Source organism: Pseudomonas sp. yb_9, assembly GCF_043103635.1.
Classification (GTDB): domain Bacteria; phylum Pseudomonadota; class Gammaproteobacteria; order Pseudomonadales; family Pseudomonadaceae; genus Aquipseudomonas; species Aquipseudomonas monteilii.
In genome coordinates this window covers 14,409-28,536 of record NZ_JBICKA010000025.1, presented here as the reverse complement: position 1 = coordinate 28,536, position 14,128 = coordinate 14,409, and the positions used below count along the sequence as shown (strand labels likewise).

The 14,128-nt window shown below is 60.7% G+C and carries 20 protein-coding genes and 1 pseudogene; 18 read left to right on the top strand and 3 right to left on the bottom strand.

Annotation, left to right across the window (positions count from 1 at the left end):
* The first annotated feature begins 1 nt into the window (after position 1).
* From ACF8MI_RS05415 to ACF8MI_RS05400, 4 genes are read left to right on the top strand one after another with little or no spacing between them, the layout of a single operon-like run.
* A complete protein-coding gene (locus ACF8MI_RS05415) occupies positions 2 to 121 on the top strand; it encodes a GpE family phage tail protein (RefSeq protein WP_137109047.1) in 120 nt (39 codons plus the stop codon).
* Positions 111 to 3,974 carry a phage tail tape measure protein gene (locus ACF8MI_RS05410; protein WP_392517412.1) on the top strand — a complete coding sequence of 1,288 codons (3,864 nt, stop codon included), beginning with the start codon at positions 111 to 113 and terminating at the stop codon, positions 3,972 to 3,974. Before ACF8MI_RS05415 ends, ACF8MI_RS05410 begins: the two co-directional genes overlap by 11 nt.
* A gap of 6 nt (positions 3,975 to 3,980) precedes the next feature.
* Positions 3,981 to 4,421, top strand: a complete 441-nt coding sequence (locus ACF8MI_RS05405) for a phage tail protein (protein WP_392517411.1) — start codon at positions 3,981 to 3,983, stop codon at positions 4,419 to 4,421.
* Positions 4,418 to 5,695: a phage late control D family protein gene (locus tag ACF8MI_RS05400; RefSeq protein WP_392517410.1), complete on the top strand. Its 1,278-nt coding sequence runs from the start codon at positions 4,418 to 4,420 to the stop codon at positions 5,693 to 5,695. Before ACF8MI_RS05405 ends, ACF8MI_RS05400 begins: the two co-directional genes overlap by 4 nt.
* Before the next feature lie 43 nt (positions 5,696 to 5,738).
* On the opposite strand, the gene ACF8MI_RS05395 is transcribed toward ACF8MI_RS05400, so the two are convergent.
* From ACF8MI_RS05395 to ACF8MI_RS05385, 3 genes are all read right to left on the bottom strand, one after another.
* On the bottom strand, positions 5,739 to 5,900 hold the full coding sequence (locus ACF8MI_RS05395) for a hypothetical protein (protein WP_161751520.1): 162 nt from the start codon (positions 5,898 to 5,900) through the stop codon (positions 5,739 to 5,741).
* Between the two features lie 131 nt (positions 5,901 to 6,031).
* Positions 6,032 to 6,376, bottom strand: coding sequence for a DUF2511 domain-containing protein (locus ACF8MI_RS05390; protein ID WP_161751521.1), 345 nt, complete (start codon positions 6,374 to 6,376; stop codon positions 6,032 to 6,034).
* A gap of 2 nt (positions 6,377 to 6,378) precedes the next feature.
* Entirely contained in the window at positions 6,379 to 6,714 is a 336-nt protein-coding gene (locus ACF8MI_RS05385) for a helix-turn-helix transcriptional regulator (protein WP_337247218.1), read from the bottom strand.
* A gap of 84 nt (positions 6,715 to 6,798) precedes the next feature.
* On the opposite strand from ACF8MI_RS05385, the gene ACF8MI_RS05380 reads away from it, so the two are divergent.
* From ACF8MI_RS05380 to ACF8MI_RS05315, 14 genes and pseudogenes are all read left to right on the top strand, one after another.
* Positions 6,799 to 7,008 carry a DNA-binding protein gene (locus tag ACF8MI_RS05380; RefSeq protein ID WP_161751522.1) on the top strand — a complete coding sequence of 70 codons (210 nt, stop codon included), beginning with the start codon at positions 6,799 to 6,801 and terminating at the stop codon, positions 7,006 to 7,008.
* 29 nt (positions 7,009 to 7,037) lie between these two features.
* Positions 7,038 to 7,511 carry a YmfL family putative regulatory protein gene (locus tag ACF8MI_RS05375; RefSeq protein WP_392517409.1) on the top strand — a complete coding sequence of 158 codons (474 nt, stop codon included), beginning with the start codon at positions 7,038 to 7,040 and terminating at the stop codon, positions 7,509 to 7,511.
* A pseudogene (locus ACF8MI_RS05370) lies at positions 7,508 to 7,806 on the top strand (ogr/Delta-like zinc finger family protein). Before ACF8MI_RS05375 ends, ACF8MI_RS05370 begins: the two are co-directional and overlap by 4 nt.
* Positions 7,803 to 8,177, top strand: a complete 375-nt coding sequence (locus tag ACF8MI_RS05365) for a hypothetical protein (protein WP_161751525.1) — start codon at positions 7,803 to 7,805, stop codon at positions 8,175 to 8,177. Before ACF8MI_RS05370 ends, ACF8MI_RS05365 begins: the two are co-directional and overlap by 4 nt.
* Positions 8,178 to 8,247: 70 nt before the next feature.
* Positions 8,248 to 8,493, top strand: coding sequence for a hypothetical protein (locus ACF8MI_RS05360; protein WP_161751526.1), 246 nt, complete (start codon positions 8,248 to 8,250; stop codon positions 8,491 to 8,493).
* Positions 8,494 to 8,507: 14 nt separating this feature from the next.
* Positions 8,508 to 11,219 carry a toprim domain-containing protein gene (locus ACF8MI_RS05355; protein ID WP_392517408.1) on the top strand — a complete coding sequence of 904 codons (2,712 nt, stop codon included), beginning with the start codon at positions 8,508 to 8,510 and terminating at the stop codon, positions 11,217 to 11,219.
* Between the two features lie 53 nt (positions 11,220 to 11,272).
* Positions 11,273 to 11,611: a hypothetical protein gene (locus ACF8MI_RS05350; RefSeq protein ID WP_161751528.1), complete on the top strand. Its 339-nt coding sequence runs from the start codon at positions 11,273 to 11,275 to the stop codon at positions 11,609 to 11,611.
* Complete coding sequence (locus tag ACF8MI_RS05345; RefSeq protein ID WP_392517407.1) at positions 11,608 to 11,820, top strand: hypothetical protein; 213 nt, start codon at positions 11,608 to 11,610, stop codon at positions 11,818 to 11,820. The genes ACF8MI_RS05350 and ACF8MI_RS05345 overlap by 4 nt, the downstream gene beginning before the upstream one ends.
* Before the next feature lie 54 nt (positions 11,821 to 11,874).
* Positions 11,875 to 12,462, top strand: a complete 588-nt coding sequence (locus ACF8MI_RS05340) for a hypothetical protein (protein ID WP_161751530.1) — start codon at positions 11,875 to 11,877, stop codon at positions 12,460 to 12,462.
* The gene (locus ACF8MI_RS05335; RefSeq protein ID WP_392517406.1) at positions 12,459 to 12,824 is read left to right on the top strand and encodes a hypothetical protein; all 366 of its coding nucleotides are present in this window, start codon (positions 12,459 to 12,461) and stop codon (positions 12,822 to 12,824) included. Before ACF8MI_RS05340 ends, ACF8MI_RS05335 begins: the two co-directional genes overlap by 4 nt.
* A gap of 62 nt (positions 12,825 to 12,886) precedes the next feature.
* The gene (locus tag ACF8MI_RS05330; protein WP_392517405.1) at positions 12,887 to 13,156 is read left to right on the top strand and encodes a hypothetical protein; all 270 of its coding nucleotides are present in this window, start codon (positions 12,887 to 12,889) and stop codon (positions 13,154 to 13,156) included.
* Positions 13,153 to 13,353 carry a hypothetical protein gene (locus tag ACF8MI_RS05325; RefSeq protein WP_392517404.1) on the top strand — a complete coding sequence of 67 codons (201 nt, stop codon included), beginning with the start codon at positions 13,153 to 13,155 and terminating at the stop codon, positions 13,351 to 13,353. The genes ACF8MI_RS05330 and ACF8MI_RS05325 overlap by 4 nt, the downstream gene beginning before the upstream one ends.
* On the top strand, positions 13,346 to 13,567 hold the full coding sequence (locus ACF8MI_RS05320; protein ID WP_392517403.1) for a hypothetical protein: 222 nt from the start codon (positions 13,346 to 13,348) through the stop codon (positions 13,565 to 13,567). Before ACF8MI_RS05325 ends, ACF8MI_RS05320 begins: the two co-directional genes overlap by 8 nt.
* Positions 13,564 to 14,106: a hypothetical protein gene (locus tag ACF8MI_RS05315; RefSeq protein WP_392517402.1), complete on the top strand. Its 543-nt coding sequence runs from the start codon at positions 13,564 to 13,566 to the stop codon at positions 14,104 to 14,106. Before ACF8MI_RS05320 ends, ACF8MI_RS05315 begins: the two co-directional genes overlap by 4 nt.
* Positions 14,107 to 14,128 lie beyond the last annotated feature (22 nt).

The following is a 14,128-nucleotide window of genomic DNA, read 5'->3' as shown; positions in this document are numbered from 1 at the left end:
CATGGCCGATGTGGCCGTGGTTTTCCACTGGACGCCGAGCGACATGGACGGGCTCGGCGTGAAGGACCTGATGGACTGGCGCGAGCGGGCGCGGTTGAGGAGTAGCAACAATGGCCAATGACCTGCGCCTAGAAGTGGTGCTGAGCGCGATCAACAAAGCCACCGCACCGCTGCGCCAGATCAGCCAGGGCAGCCAAGAGACTGCCAAAGCCCTCAAGGCCGCCCGGGACAGCCTCAAGGAACTGAACGCCCAGCAGAAGGATGTGAGTGCTTGGCGTTCCCAGCTCACCGAAGCCCGCAAGACCGCCGATGCCCTGAACGCGACCAAGAGCCGCGTCCAGGAGCTGGCCGGCGCCCTGCGTGACCAGGAGCTTGCAGTCCAGCCGCTCCAGGCCAGCTATGACAAGCTCCAGGGCGAAACCTCTGCCCTGAACGATCACCACAAATCCCTCACCGCGCAGCTGAAGCAAACCCGCGAGCAGGCACGAGCGGCCAACCAGGTATGGCAAGAAAACCGCAAGCGCATCAGGGACTTGGGCGAGCAGATCGGCAGGACCAACCAGCCCACAGAGCAACTGCGCAACGAATATGCGGCCCTTGTTACCCAGCAGCAGGCTCAATTGACGCTAGTGCGTCAGCTCAGTGGTAGCCAGAAGGAACTACAGCAGCAACACCGTGCCAGCGCGGCAGAGGCCCGTGAGCATCGGGAGCGCCTGGCGGCGCTTGGCAACCAACTGCAGGAAGCCCGTGCACCGATGCAGGGGCTCAACCAGGAGTTCCGCACCGCCCTGCGCGAGGCGCGGGCCCTGAAATCCCAAAATGCCTCACAAGAGCAGGGCCTCCAGGCTCTGCGCGCCAAGCTATCGGCCGCGGGGATCAGTACCCGCGACCTGGCAAGCCATGAGCGCAAGCTGCGCGACCAGATCAGCGCCACCAACGAAGCCATCAGCGCCCAGACCAAGCGCATGGACCAGCTGGCGGCCAAGCAGGCGAAGTTGGCCAAGGCCCGCAGCGATCTGGAAAAAGCACAGCGCTTGGGGGCGAGCATGGCCGGTACCGGCGCGGCCGGCCTGGCCACCGGTTATGCCGCAGCACAGCCGGTGAAAGCCGCGATTCAAGCCTTTGCACCCAACGAGGATTCAGCCACACAGCTGAAGGTCTCTATGATGGGCAGCAACGCCCAAGTGGCCGAAGACTTCCAGAAGATCACCGACTTGGCCACGCGTCTGGGTGATCGCCTGCCTGGCACCACTGCCGACTTCCAGAACATGATGACCATGCTGCGCCGTCAGGGCCTGAGCGCGCAGAGCATCCTGGGCGGTACCGGCGAAGCGGCCGCCTACCTGGGCGTGCAGTTGAAGATGCCGGTGGAAGAATCGGCTGAGTTCGCGGCGAAGATGCAGGACGCTACCCGCACAGCCGAAAAGGACATGATGGCGTTGATGGACACCATTCAGCGCGGGTTCTATGCCGGCGTTGACCCGGGCAACATGCTGCAGGGGTTCAGCAAAATCGCGCCAGTGATGGACGTCATCAAGAAAACCGGCATCGAAGCGGCCAAAGAGCTCGGGCCTTTGCTGATCATGATGGATCAGGCCGGCATGGAGGGCGGTGCTGCCGGTAACGCCTATCGCAAGATCTTCCAGGCAGGCCTGGACAAGGGCGGGGTCGAGGACGTCAACGACTCTACCGCGTTGAAAAGCCGAGGAATCAAGCTCAACTTCACCAACGACGACGGCAACTTCGCGGGTCTGGAGAACCTTTACAAGCAGATCGAGAAGCTCAAGGTACTCAACGACGAGGATCGCACAGCAACGATCAAGTCATTGTTCGGCGACGACGCCGAGACCATGGCCGTCCTCAACACCATGATGAACAAGGGCTTGGCCGGGTATCAGGAGGTGCAGCAAAAGCTCCAGGACCAGGCCGATTTGCGGACTCGCGTCAACGAGCAACTCGGAACGCTGAGCAACGTCATGGAGGCGGCCGAGGGCAGCTTCACCAATGCCATGGCCGATTTTGGCGCGGCAGTCGCCCCGGAACTCAAGGGGCTGATCTCTACCCTGGGTGAAATGGCAGCCAGCGTCGGCGCCTGGGCCCGGGAGAACCCTCGGTTAGCTGGTGGTCTGGTGAAGGTTGTTGCGGCCGTCGCGGTGCTCGCCGCCGGCTTCGGGGTCTTGGCAATCACCATGGCCAGTCTGCTAGGCCCCTTCGCCATGGTGCGCTATGGCATGACGCTGTTCAGCTTGAAGGGCGCAAGTGTGTTGCCGGTGGTCGGGAAGCTGGCCAGTGTGCTCAGCGGTGGACTGTTGACAGCAATTCGGGCTGTCAGCATCGCCTTGTGGGGCTTGGCCATGAACCCTGTAGCGCTGGCCATTGCGGCTGTCGTCGCGGTGCTGGCCGGCGGTGCGTACCTGATCTATCAAAATTGGGAGCAGGTCAAAGCGTATTTCGCCAACTCCTGGACCGAAATTCGCGCGGGCTTCAGTGCTGGCATCGGCGGCATTCTCACCGTTCTGGCCAACTTCAGCCCGCTCGGACTGATCTACCAGGCCTTTGCGGGAGTGTTGAACTACTTGGGCATCGAACTGCCGACCCGTTTCACAGAGTTCGGCAGCATGATCGTCAACGGCCTGGTTAATGGGCTGCTGGCAGGCCTGGGACAGATCAAGAGCGCCATTGGTAATCTCGGCGATTCTGCAATTGGCTGGTTCAAGGAAAAGCTCGGCATCCACAGCCCGTCACGGGTATTTGCCGAGCTGGGTGGCTTCACCACGGAGGGACTGGCCGTCGGCGTCAATGCCGGTGCGAAAGCTCCGCTCGATGCCGTCGCTCGCATGGGGCAAGACCTGACTAAAGCCGGTCAGTTCGACCTGCAGGCCAATGCGCCAGAAGTCGTGGCGAGTAAGGACCTGGTTACGAGCGCAAGCAGCTTAGGCGCGCAGTTGGCCCAGGCCGGGGCGCGGGATAAAAACTTTGCGACACCAGGCATTGATCAGGCGATTCCCGCGAACATTGCCGAGCTGAATAGCCAGTTGGCCAAGGTCGGGCGCCTGGATATCCAAGAAGCGGTGCCACCGGCCGGATCGGGCCAGCAGCGCCCTGCCGAAGTGCTCAGCCTGAGCAAAAAATTGGCCAAGGCTGCACCGCAGGAGGTCCTGGCATCGGCTCCACAAGTCGACGCCGGCCGGCCGGCTGCTGAGGTCATCAGCTTGAGCAAGCAGTTGGCCAACATCGCAGCGCCTGACGTCCAGCCATTGGTGCCACAGGTCGACGCCGGCCGGCCGGCTGCCGAGGTCATCAGCCTGAGCAAGCAGCTGGCCAACATCGCAGTGCCTGACGTCCAGGCATTGGTGCCAAAGGCCGACGCCAGCCGACCAGCTGCCGAGGTCGTAAACCTGAGCAAGCAGCTGGCCAACGTCGCATCGCCTGACGTCCAGGCATTGGTGCCAAAGGCCGACGCCAGCCGACCATCTGCCGAGGTCGTCAACCTGAGCAAGCAGCTGGCCAACGTCGCATCGCCTGACGTCCAGGCATTGGTGCCAAAGGCCGACGCCAGCCGACCAGCTGCCGAAGTCGTCAGCCTGAGCAAGCAGTTGGCCAACATCGCATCGCCTGATCTCCGGGCATTGGTGCCACAGATCGACGCCAACCGACCAACTGCCGAGGTCATCAGCCTGGGCAAGCATTTGGCTAACTTGCGCCAACGGGATCTGCAGGGAGTTGCTCCCCAGCTTGGTACCGGCCAGTCCCTAGCGGCGAACGCAGCCCCAGGTATCACCCTGGACAGCCGGCCTCCTATTGCAGGCGCTGCGCCCAGCATCAGCGACAGCCACGACGTCATCACAATCAACATTCACCCGACACCGGGTATGGATCCACAAGCCATTGCGCGAGCCGTCAGCGCTGAGCTGGACCGCCGTAACCGCGAGAAATCCGCCCGCCAGCGCAGCCGCCTCTCTGACCAGGAGTAACCCGACATGATGCTCGCCCTGGGCATGTTCGTTTTCAGTCTGCACACCTTGGCCTATCAGGAAATGCAGCGACAAACCGATTGGCGTCACGCCGCGAACAACCGTGTAGGAACGCAGCCAGCACTGCAGTTCCTCGGCCGCGGTGAAGACGCCATTACGCTTCCAGGACTGCTGCTTCCCGAACTGGCGGGTACAACCGTCAGCCTTGATGCCCTGCGCCAGATGGCCGATACGGGCAAGGCCTGGCCGCTGGTTGAAGGTACGGGCCGATTGCTCGGGCTGTGGGTTATCGAAAGTCTGAGCGATAACAGAACAGTTTTCTTCCAGGACGGCGCTGCCCGGCGCATCGATTTCACCATCAAGCTCAAGCGCATCGATGACGGTCGCAGCGACTTGCTCGGCTCCGGTGTAAGCAGCGGCCTGAACATCCTGCGGGGGTTGCTGTGATCGATGCGGCCCTCTCGAAAGTTACCGGCTACCTACGCGATGCCATCGATGGCTTGCAACGCGACGCTGCCTATCCGGTACCGGCGTTTCGCATAACTGTGGACGGCAACGATGTCGCTATGCGGATCGCCCCCCGCCTTATGAGCCTGCAGCTGACGGACAACCGGGGGCTTGAAGCAGATCAGCTGAGCATCACGCTGAGCGATCACGACGGGCTGCTCACGATCCCGCCCCGGGGCGCCGTGATACGCCTGTGGCTCGGCTGGAGCGACACCGGCCTTGTCGACAAGGGGAGCTACATTGTCGATGAAACAGAGCACAGTGGCGCGCCGGATATCCTGAGCATTCGCGCCCGATCGGCGGATCTGCGCAAGGGGCTCAAGACCAAGCGCGAGCGCAGCTGGAGCACCACGACACTTGGGAAGGTCCTCCGCGACGTTGCCCAGGGCAACGGACTTACCGCGAAGATAGCCAGCACGTTGGACGGCCAAACAATCCACCAGCTGGACCAGGCCAACGAGTCCGACGCCAACCTGCTAACCCGCCTCGGCGAGGACTTCGATGCCGTGGCCACTGTGAAAGCTGGTTGCCTGGTGTGCATGCCGGCGGGCGGCGGCAAGACAGTCAGCGGCCAGGGCCTGCCGCACATCACCCTCACCCGCCATGACGGCGATCAGCACCGCTTCCTCCAGGCCGATCGCAACAGCTACGACGGTGTGCGCGCTTACTTCTACGACGTCAACAGCACGAAAAAGCAGGAAGCCATTGCCGGGGGCGGCGAAAACCTCAAAGACCTGCGACACACCTACAGTGACCGCCAGTCCGCGTTGCGGGCTGCCCGGGCCGAGCTGAACCGCCTGCAGCGAGGTAGCGCAACACTCAGCTACACGCTGGCCAAAGGCCGGCCAGACCTTATTCCCGAACTGACGTACACGCTCCAGGGTGTAAAGGCCGAAATTGACGAGATCATCTGGTACGGCGGCAACGTGCAACACAGCCTGACGGACAGCTCCGGCTATACCGTAAGCCTGGAGCTGGAAAGCAAACTGCCGGAAGACACCGTTGATGGGCTCCTCGAGGACGGGGTTAGAGGCAAAATCGAATACACCGGGATTGTCGCGTTCTATCGAGATCCGGCTACCGGTCAGGAGAAAAAGGTCACTGCCGGCAACCAAACCAGGCCAAGACGTCTCCGCCATGTCTACGTGAGCGAGAAGAATGCTCGTCGCGCCGTCGATCGTGAGTGGAAGCGCCTGCAGGCTGAAAAAGCTTGATTACGGGTGCAAAAAACCCGGCCTTATGCCGGGTTCATTCCTCCTACTGAGATGCGAGCAATACGTCCAGGAACCGGATAATGTCCTTTCGTCCCTGCTCGTCGAGCTGCCTGAACATCTGCAGGACAATCCGTTCGCACTGACTCAGCTCGGATTGTTCAGGCGCCTTGCTCTGGTTGCTTTGCACCTCTTTCTTCACCAACATGTTTCACTCCACTCCACACGTTCGGATGCCCGGTGCCAACATCGGCACCGACCAAAGCACCCGGGGAATGAGCGATTGTCAGCACAGAGAAGCGTGCCACCAGCCCCCAGCGGTAAGTTTTTATGTTGGTATCAGGAATCGCAAAGAGCCTGGGCGCGTTGCACGAAGGCGCTGTAGTCCATCTTGATCGATGGCACCGACGGACTCGGCTTGGTGATGTCATAGCCGTCGGCCCAGCCGCGGTCTTTCGCGTTTGAACGGGCGCTGCCACTAAGCGCGTAAATCACACCATCTGGCGTCCTGGCCAATGCTTTCGGAGATGGGCCATCGCAAAGCAGATCAACCTGTTCTACTGTGAAGGGCCAAGCTTCGCCGAACTCCTTTCTTGAAACTGTTTCTGTCTTGTCATCCGCGCCACAGCCCGCGATAGCGGCGACTACTACCGAAACCGCCCCTATCAAAATCCCTTTGAACATGCCTACTCCTGTTTGACGCTGAAAGCCCGAAGCAGACGTCGGACCGCCTCTTTATCTTCGGCCCCGAGAGCCCGGACGTGTTGCACCATTTCCAGCTCTTCCGCGGACAAGGTCTTCTCAACGACCGGCAAATGCTGCCCAGTGACGACGTACAGAACATCGACCCCGACCGTAGCAGCAAGATTCAGCAGCAACGACCCGGCTTCCCGAGATCCACTCTCGTAGCTCGCCAGCGTGCGTTTTGATACGCCGACAATATTCGCCAATTGTTCTTGATTGAGATTCAGACGCTTGCGTTCGGACTGGAGGCGCGCACCTATTTCTTCGGAAAGATGCACAAACGTTCCCTCTGCCTATTTACAAATGAACAAACGTGCATCATCCTTCGCATACCACTACACGAAATTGCACGATTACGAACTATGCACGCCACCTGCGTACCCGAGCAAGCCTGCAGAGACGCCCGCAAACGCCTTGAAGAACAAGGTATTTCGGTGAAGGCCTTTGCGCTTCAACACAGCCTGCACCCAAGCACTGTTTACGCCGTGCTCACCGGTCAGAAAAAGTGCCTCCGAGGCGAGGCGCACCGTGCAGCCGTGCTGCTCGGCATCAAACCCACACCAGAAAAATAAGCCCACTGGCTCAAGGAGGAAACCAGAACATGAAGCGTCCCGTTCTAGAAACCCTGCGCCAGGTGGTAAGCGCCGTCGTTTGTGCTTATCCGGGCGGCCGTGAGTGCGCTGCAGCTCGCCTCGGCTACGAGTTGAAGCAGTTCGATAACCGCGTTTATGAAAACGCCGGTAGCCGTCCACTTACTTACGACCAGATCCACCTGCTGGAAACCGATGCCGGTACCACGCATCTGCCTGAGTTCGTCGCCAAGATGTACGGCGGCATGTTCGTACCACTGGTGAAGACAGAGGACCTGGACAACGTCGAGCTCTACCAGCGCTCTGTGCGAGCCGCCGCCAAGCGTGGCGTGGTCGACCAGATCATCGCCAAGTCACTCGAAGACGGCGTCATCGAGGAAGACGAAGCCAAATTCATCATGGATGCGCATCACCAGTACCTCTCCGCACGTACAGCCGAGGTCACGGCGACGATCCAGCTGCACACAAAAGGGGAAATGAATTGAGCACCTACAAGCTCGTTTGCCCCCACTGTTCCAGTCGCATGCGCATCCGCACCAGCGAAGGCAAACACATCTTCCTGCGGATCGCTTACCTGCAATGCGCGAACGAGGGTTGTGGCTGGTCCGTACGGGCGCAGTTCGAAATGACCCACGAAATGAGCCCGAGCGGTATGCCGAACCCCACGGTTCGTCTGCCAGTCGCCCCGGTGGCCATGCGTCGCCAAGCGATGCAATCCGCTGCTACTGACGATCAACCGACCTGCTGGACCAGTTGGACATGGAGGAAGCAACCGCATGAACGCCATCGCCCTGACCACCAACCCCGAAACCGATTACCGCGCTGCCATGCAGCAGGCCGCAGTGGCCTTTCTGTTCCGCCGGGAGGGCCTTCACCTTGCCGGCGACCACCAGGTGCTGGAGAACTGCCGCCGCTTCCTGGAGCAGTCGCTGGAAGTGCCTGCGCACCTGGTGCAGCGCATCGCTGAACTGGCCGTCGCCGAATTCGAGAGCAAGACGACGGGACGCTTGAAGCTGCTGGGCGTGTGCCCGACCAGCGGGATTTTCCGGGCACAGTTGATCCTGCTGGATACCACAACCCAGCAACGGCATCTGGTGCCGGCGCGCTACCTGCCGCGGCGCATGCGGCAGACCTGCAACACCTCGAAGTAACCCGAACAACCCCCTTCCCAGTGCCCCGTTCTGCGTGGGTAAGGGGAAACTGCACTCCATTGGTGGCGATATGAGCAAGATCACCCTTCACATTGAGCTGGACACACAGCAGGCGAAGCACTACCTGCAGTGGCTTGAAAACCAGTTCAACCTCACCATGGCCGATGTCTGGTATTCCGACCGGTACCGCGACGTACCGACCGGAAAACGTGGCCCGAAGGTTCTCGCAGACGTTCCTCACCTGTCAGGCATCTGTCGCACGCGCAAGGCCCTTGAGCAACAGCTTGCTGCCACAGCTACGGAGCGTGCGCAGTGACTACGGCTTATCCCATGGAACACAAGCTGCTGACAGAAGTCCGTCAGCGTCTGCAGCGTGACTACGGGCTGAGAGACATGCCCGGTACCAAGTACATGCGCAAAGGAAAGTGCCCAGCTCCCAAGTGCGGACAAAACAAGCTCTACACCTATCAGGACTCGCCGTGGGTCCTGATCTGTGGTCGTCCGGAGAAGTGTGGCCACCGTGTGCACGTCAAGGACATCTACGACGACCTGTTCAACGACTGGAGCGAGCTGGCCCCATCGACGGCCAGCGATCCTGCCGCAACGGCCCGCGCCTACTTGGAATTCAACCGCGGCTTCCGTGAGGAGCTGATCAAAGGTTGGTACACCCAGGATAATTACTGGGACCCCAAGCTTAGGATTGGCAGCGCAACGGTGCGCTTCCCTCTGGAGAAAGGCGGCTACTGGGAGCGTCTGATCGATCGGCCGAGCCGCTTCGGCAAGATGAAAGCCAGGTTCCAGCCTACTGGTGAAAACCTGGAAGGCTACAGCGGCGTTTGGTGGTGCCCACCAAGCCTGGATCTGCTCCAGGTCGACGAGCTGTGGATCGTAGAGGGCATTTTCGACGCAATCGCTCTGATGCATAACGGCATCGCCGCGGTATCAATGATGTCGAGCGCGCCATTCCCAGCCCAGTCCCTCAAGGATCTACAGCGGCGCTGCCAGGCCGCCGACAAGCGACTGCCGAAGCTGGTATGGGCTCTGGACAATGAGCCAGTGGCCAAGGCCAACACGCGGTGCTGGGCCAAGAACGCCAAGGACATGGGCTGGAAATGCGAGGCGGCTCTTATTCCGCAACCAGACGGCCGCAAGGTTGACTGGAATGACCTGCACCTGCGTTGGAAGTACCTGGAGGACGATCAGCGCGATGACCAAGTCCACCGCGACCTGAAACAGGCGCGCCATGAGGGCGCTTTGCTTCTGGCCCAGTCGCCAGAAGAGAAAGGCCTGCTGATGTACGACTGGCAGCCCCGGAGCGAATTTTCCTTCTCCTTCAAGAACCGGCTCTATTGGTTCCGGTTTGACTTGGAGAAGTTCGACCGCCGGATGCGGGAGCTGGAAAGCTCCGAGACTCAAGAGGACCAACTGCTCAATGATCGCCAACGCCGCGAGAAGGCCATGCGCGAATGCGGTGCGGTGGTGCGCATTGCGAACTGCTATTTCCAAGCGCTGTACAACATGCGCAACGAGCAGACCGACGAGGCGTGGTACTACTTCCGCATCGAGCGGCCCGGCATGCCGGCGACCAAAAGCACCTTCACGGCCGCGCAGCTGTCCTCAGCGCCCGAATTCAAGAAACGGCTGCTCAACGTCTCCAACGGCGGAATGTTCACCGGTACCGCGCTCCAGCTGGAGCGCATGCTGGAGCCCCAGCTCGACTGCCTGAAACGGGTCAACACCATCGACTGGATCGGTTACACGAAAGAGCACGGCGTTTACGTGTTCAACGAGCTGGCCGTCGCCAATGGCAAGGTCTACAGCCTCAACGACGAGGATTTTTTCGACGTTGGCGAGTTGAGCATCAAGTCGCAAAGCCAATCGCCGCACCTGACTATTAATCCTGATCTCAATGCCTACCAGGAAAGGTGGTTCGAGATCTTCTGGAAGTGCTTCGGCGTGCGCGGCACCGTGGTCTTGGTCTGGTGGCTGGGCGCGCTGCATGCCGAGCAGATCCGCCAGCTGCAAAAGTCCTATTGCTTCTTCGAACTGGTGGGCGAGGCCGGTGCAGGTAAGTCGACGCTGGTGGAGTTCCTGTGGAAATTGGTCGGCCGGACCGACTACGAAGGCTTCGACCCATCCAAGGGCACCGCTGTCGGCCGGGCGCGGAACTTCGCCCAAGTGGCCAACTTGCCCGTCGTCCTGATCGAGTCCGAGCGTGAGCAGAAGGACGGCGCGCCGGTGAAGCACTTCGAGTGGGACGAGATCAAGACCGCCTATAACGGGCGTTCGGTGCGCTCAACTGGCGTGAAGAACAACAGCAACGAAACCAGGGAGCCGCCATTCCGGGCCGCGGTGCTGATCGCACAGAACAACGCGGTCAACGCCTCCGAACCGATCCTGCAGCGTATCGCCCACGCCATGCTCACCCGAGAGCACCAGACGCCGGAAACCAAGTTGCTGGCTGAAGAGCTGGAACGAATGCCGATGGAAAAGGTGAGCGGATTCCTCATCAAGGCGCTGCAGAAAGAGGCGGACATCATGCGCCTCCTCGAGGAGAAGACCGGCACCTACGAGCAGGAGCTGCTCGCCCTGCCCTCCATTCGAACCGTGCGGATCGCAAAGAACCACGCCCAGCTACGCAGCCTGGTCGATGGCCTGGCCCTAGTGGTGCCGCTTGGTGAAGAGCGCAAGGCCTTGGTTCACAAAGAAATCTGCCGGATGGCCGAGGAGCGGCAGCAGGCTATCAACGCGGATCACCCGACAGTGCGTGAATTCTGGGACCTGTACGACTTCCTCAACGGTGATGACAACGACCTCAACCACTCCCGGAACAAAGGCCTGATCGCGGTGAACCTCAACGAGTTCGTGGAAAAAGCCGTGAACAAGCGGCAGCAGGTACCCCAGCTCAGCGAGCTCAAGCGCCTGCTCAAGACGAGCAAGTCACCGAAGTTCATCGAGTCCAACAAGCCGGTCAACTCCGGTCGGCAGACCGACGCTTTCAACACCAGCCGCACCGTACGTTGCTGGGTCTTCCAGCCCTGAACAACCCGCCCAGGCGCTGCAACGCCGGGCACAAAACCCAAAGGAGAAACGACATGCAACCCTTAGATCGCAACGTTCTTTTCGATGCCCTGGTGCAGTACCAGGAAGAGCGCCCAGCCATCCGTGAGGCTGGAGTTCGTGCACTCGCCCGCCTGGTTCCAGTAGCTGTGCGCGATACAGGCCAAAGCCGGGTCATCGGCCGCTTCCTGCTCGGTCTGTACGACTCCACCGCATACCCCTTCCTTCTCGTCGACCTTCGCAGCCTCGATGTCGGCTTGTTCGAGGATTGCCTTGCCGTTCTCCGACTGGATAACACCCCGGAGAAGGAGATCCACGAATACCTACCAAAGGGCCAAATGATTTTCCACCAGCTGCGCGAATACTGGGGGTGAAGTGGCAAGCGAAACGCAACCAGGACGGGCAGATCATCCCGCGTTGCTGGGTAAGCGACAGCGGCTACACCGTGGCCGAATGCCGGCTGCCGCATTCGCGGTACCCGGTGACCCGTCCCGGGGATTCGCTGCCATTCGCCTACGCCGATAGCCGCGAAGAGGTTGTCCAGGTCATCACCACAGACATGCAGGCCAGAGCGGCCAGCTAGTAAACAGAACGCCGGCCAGCTGCAACTGGTCGGCGGATCCCAAGGAGAAACGACATGCACCACTACTACAAATCCGAGGCTTCCGACGTGGTGGCCACAGTCCAGGAGTTCTATCAGGCGAAAGAACAGCTGAATGAGCGCCTGGCCGAGTTGGGCAAAATATTCGGCGGCGCTATCGCGCCGATGCACGACGTTACCTCGCACTTCGCCGGTGGCGTGAAGCTCTCCGCCAGTCCTGAACTGGACGTCCACTGGCGCCGCCCTGACGAGTATGGCTACCGGAGCCTGCGACATAAGGCTGTACCGCCAAAGGGCATCACAAAGGAGCAGCGCGCTGCGATTCGGGGCGAGCACGATCGTCTGTGCGAGCAATGGAAAGCGAATTGCCCGCCTCCTCTAGACCGCCTTGATTACTGGGACCGACTCAGCGTGAACACCGGCAACCTCTTGCTCTGCGGCGGCGCCTTCTTTGTGCACCAGGACATCGCCTATTTCGCCCTTGGCTTCGAGATCAACAAGGCCGACCACGAAGAAAAGGTTGCTGCGGGCAAACCCACATCTGGCTGGATCGATGGGGCCGTCGAGATCCTGCCCAGCGAGTATGAAGCAGCCCGCCTGGCAAAAGTTGGAGGCACCGCATGAGCAGCTGGGATCTTGACTCCCTGAACATGGCTCTGGGCTTTCAAGTCTGGGCTGAAGAGCGCGGCTTCGACATCCAAGCCAACCCCGACGGGACCTTCGTCAACCTCGAAACCCGCGCCGCCTGGCTCGGCTTTGAAGCGGCACATGGCCCTGCCGGCTGCGGCCCTACGGGTCAGCAGCTCCATGCGCGAATCAAGAAAACCAGCGAATACGCGCACCAGACCGACGAGCTGTTCCCAGTGCACGTGGGTAAATCGACTCCTGTGGACTACGTGGTTCACGGTGGCCCGGGTGGCGTGTATCGCATGAAGGACGTTGAGCTTTACATCATCGATGACGGCAAGCAGTACCGCCTCAAGTAATCAGAAGGTGGCGCCGAGGAGCTGCAACTCCTCGGCGCCGACCAACCCCAAGGAGAAACGACATGCACGTAGAAACCCCCGAAGTCGGCATCGAACAGGCTACCACACCCACTTTCAAGCCTGGCGACAAGGTGACCTTCACTGAGGTCCGGCGCGGCGCGAAGTCCATTCGCTTCACGTCCAAGGAGGCAACCGTGGTTCGCGTCCTGGGCAGCACCGCAATCGTCAAGTACCGCAACGGCCACAACGTCGCTATTCCGGTTTCCGAGCTGACGCCTGCCGGCGAGCGTAACGCGCTGACGCGCGCCTTGCTTGGGGAGGCATCGGCATGAGCCTGCAAGCACGCCCGCGCCTGGCCAGCCACTCTCTGGACCTGCCAAATCACTGTGACATCTGCAACAAGGCCCGCTCTCACGGCAACCACCAGCGCTGCAGCAAGATCCGGCAGGCGCGCCAGTCCGCCTACTGGGAGGCCTACATGGCCAACGTCGAGGCCAAGCGCGACCAGAGAACCCGCCGCCATGCTTGAGATCATCGTAAAACCGACACTCGGCAGCTATATGGCCCGGGCCAAGGGGCATAACGTCACGGCCAGCCGATCGGAGGGGCAACTCCAGGCCGCGGCCGCATTGTTGCGCAAGCTTGGACTCACAGACGGCCAGCTCCAGGAGCAGGACGGCAGCCATCTGCCTCAAGGCCACTCACTTTTCCATTTCCGCACGCACGACGAGGCAAGCCAATGACGCAGACAATCGACCAGAAGGTGCAGGACAAGCTGCGCAAATTGCAGGCCTTGGCAGAGCGTGGGGTTGGCGGCGAGAAGGTCAATGCACAGCGTATGCTGGAAAAACTCCTCGAGCGTCATGGTCTGAGACTGGATGATTTAGCAGACGAGCGCCGCGAGATCCGCTGGTTCCCTGCTTCGACCAAGTTCGATAGCCGGCTCGCTGCTCAGATCATGGCGAAGATCTGTAACACCAATGACCCGGGCGTCTACAGCAGCAGGAACCGCCCCAAGCAGGTAGGTGTAGAGGTCACCCCAGCCGAAGCCATCGAGTTCGAGCTGCACTATGACACCTTGCGCAAGGCGCTGACCGAACACTTCAAGGACGCTTTCTCAGCCTTTACTCAAGCCAACCGTCTCTTCTCGAGCTTGCCTAGCGACGACCGCATCCCAGCCATGACCGAGCGCGACCTCCGCATAATGTCCATGGCCGAAGCCACCCAGGCAACTCCGATCAATCCCCGGCTCATGTACAGCAAGGAGGTTGCTCATGGCTGACCTTTTCTACCTGCAGCACAGT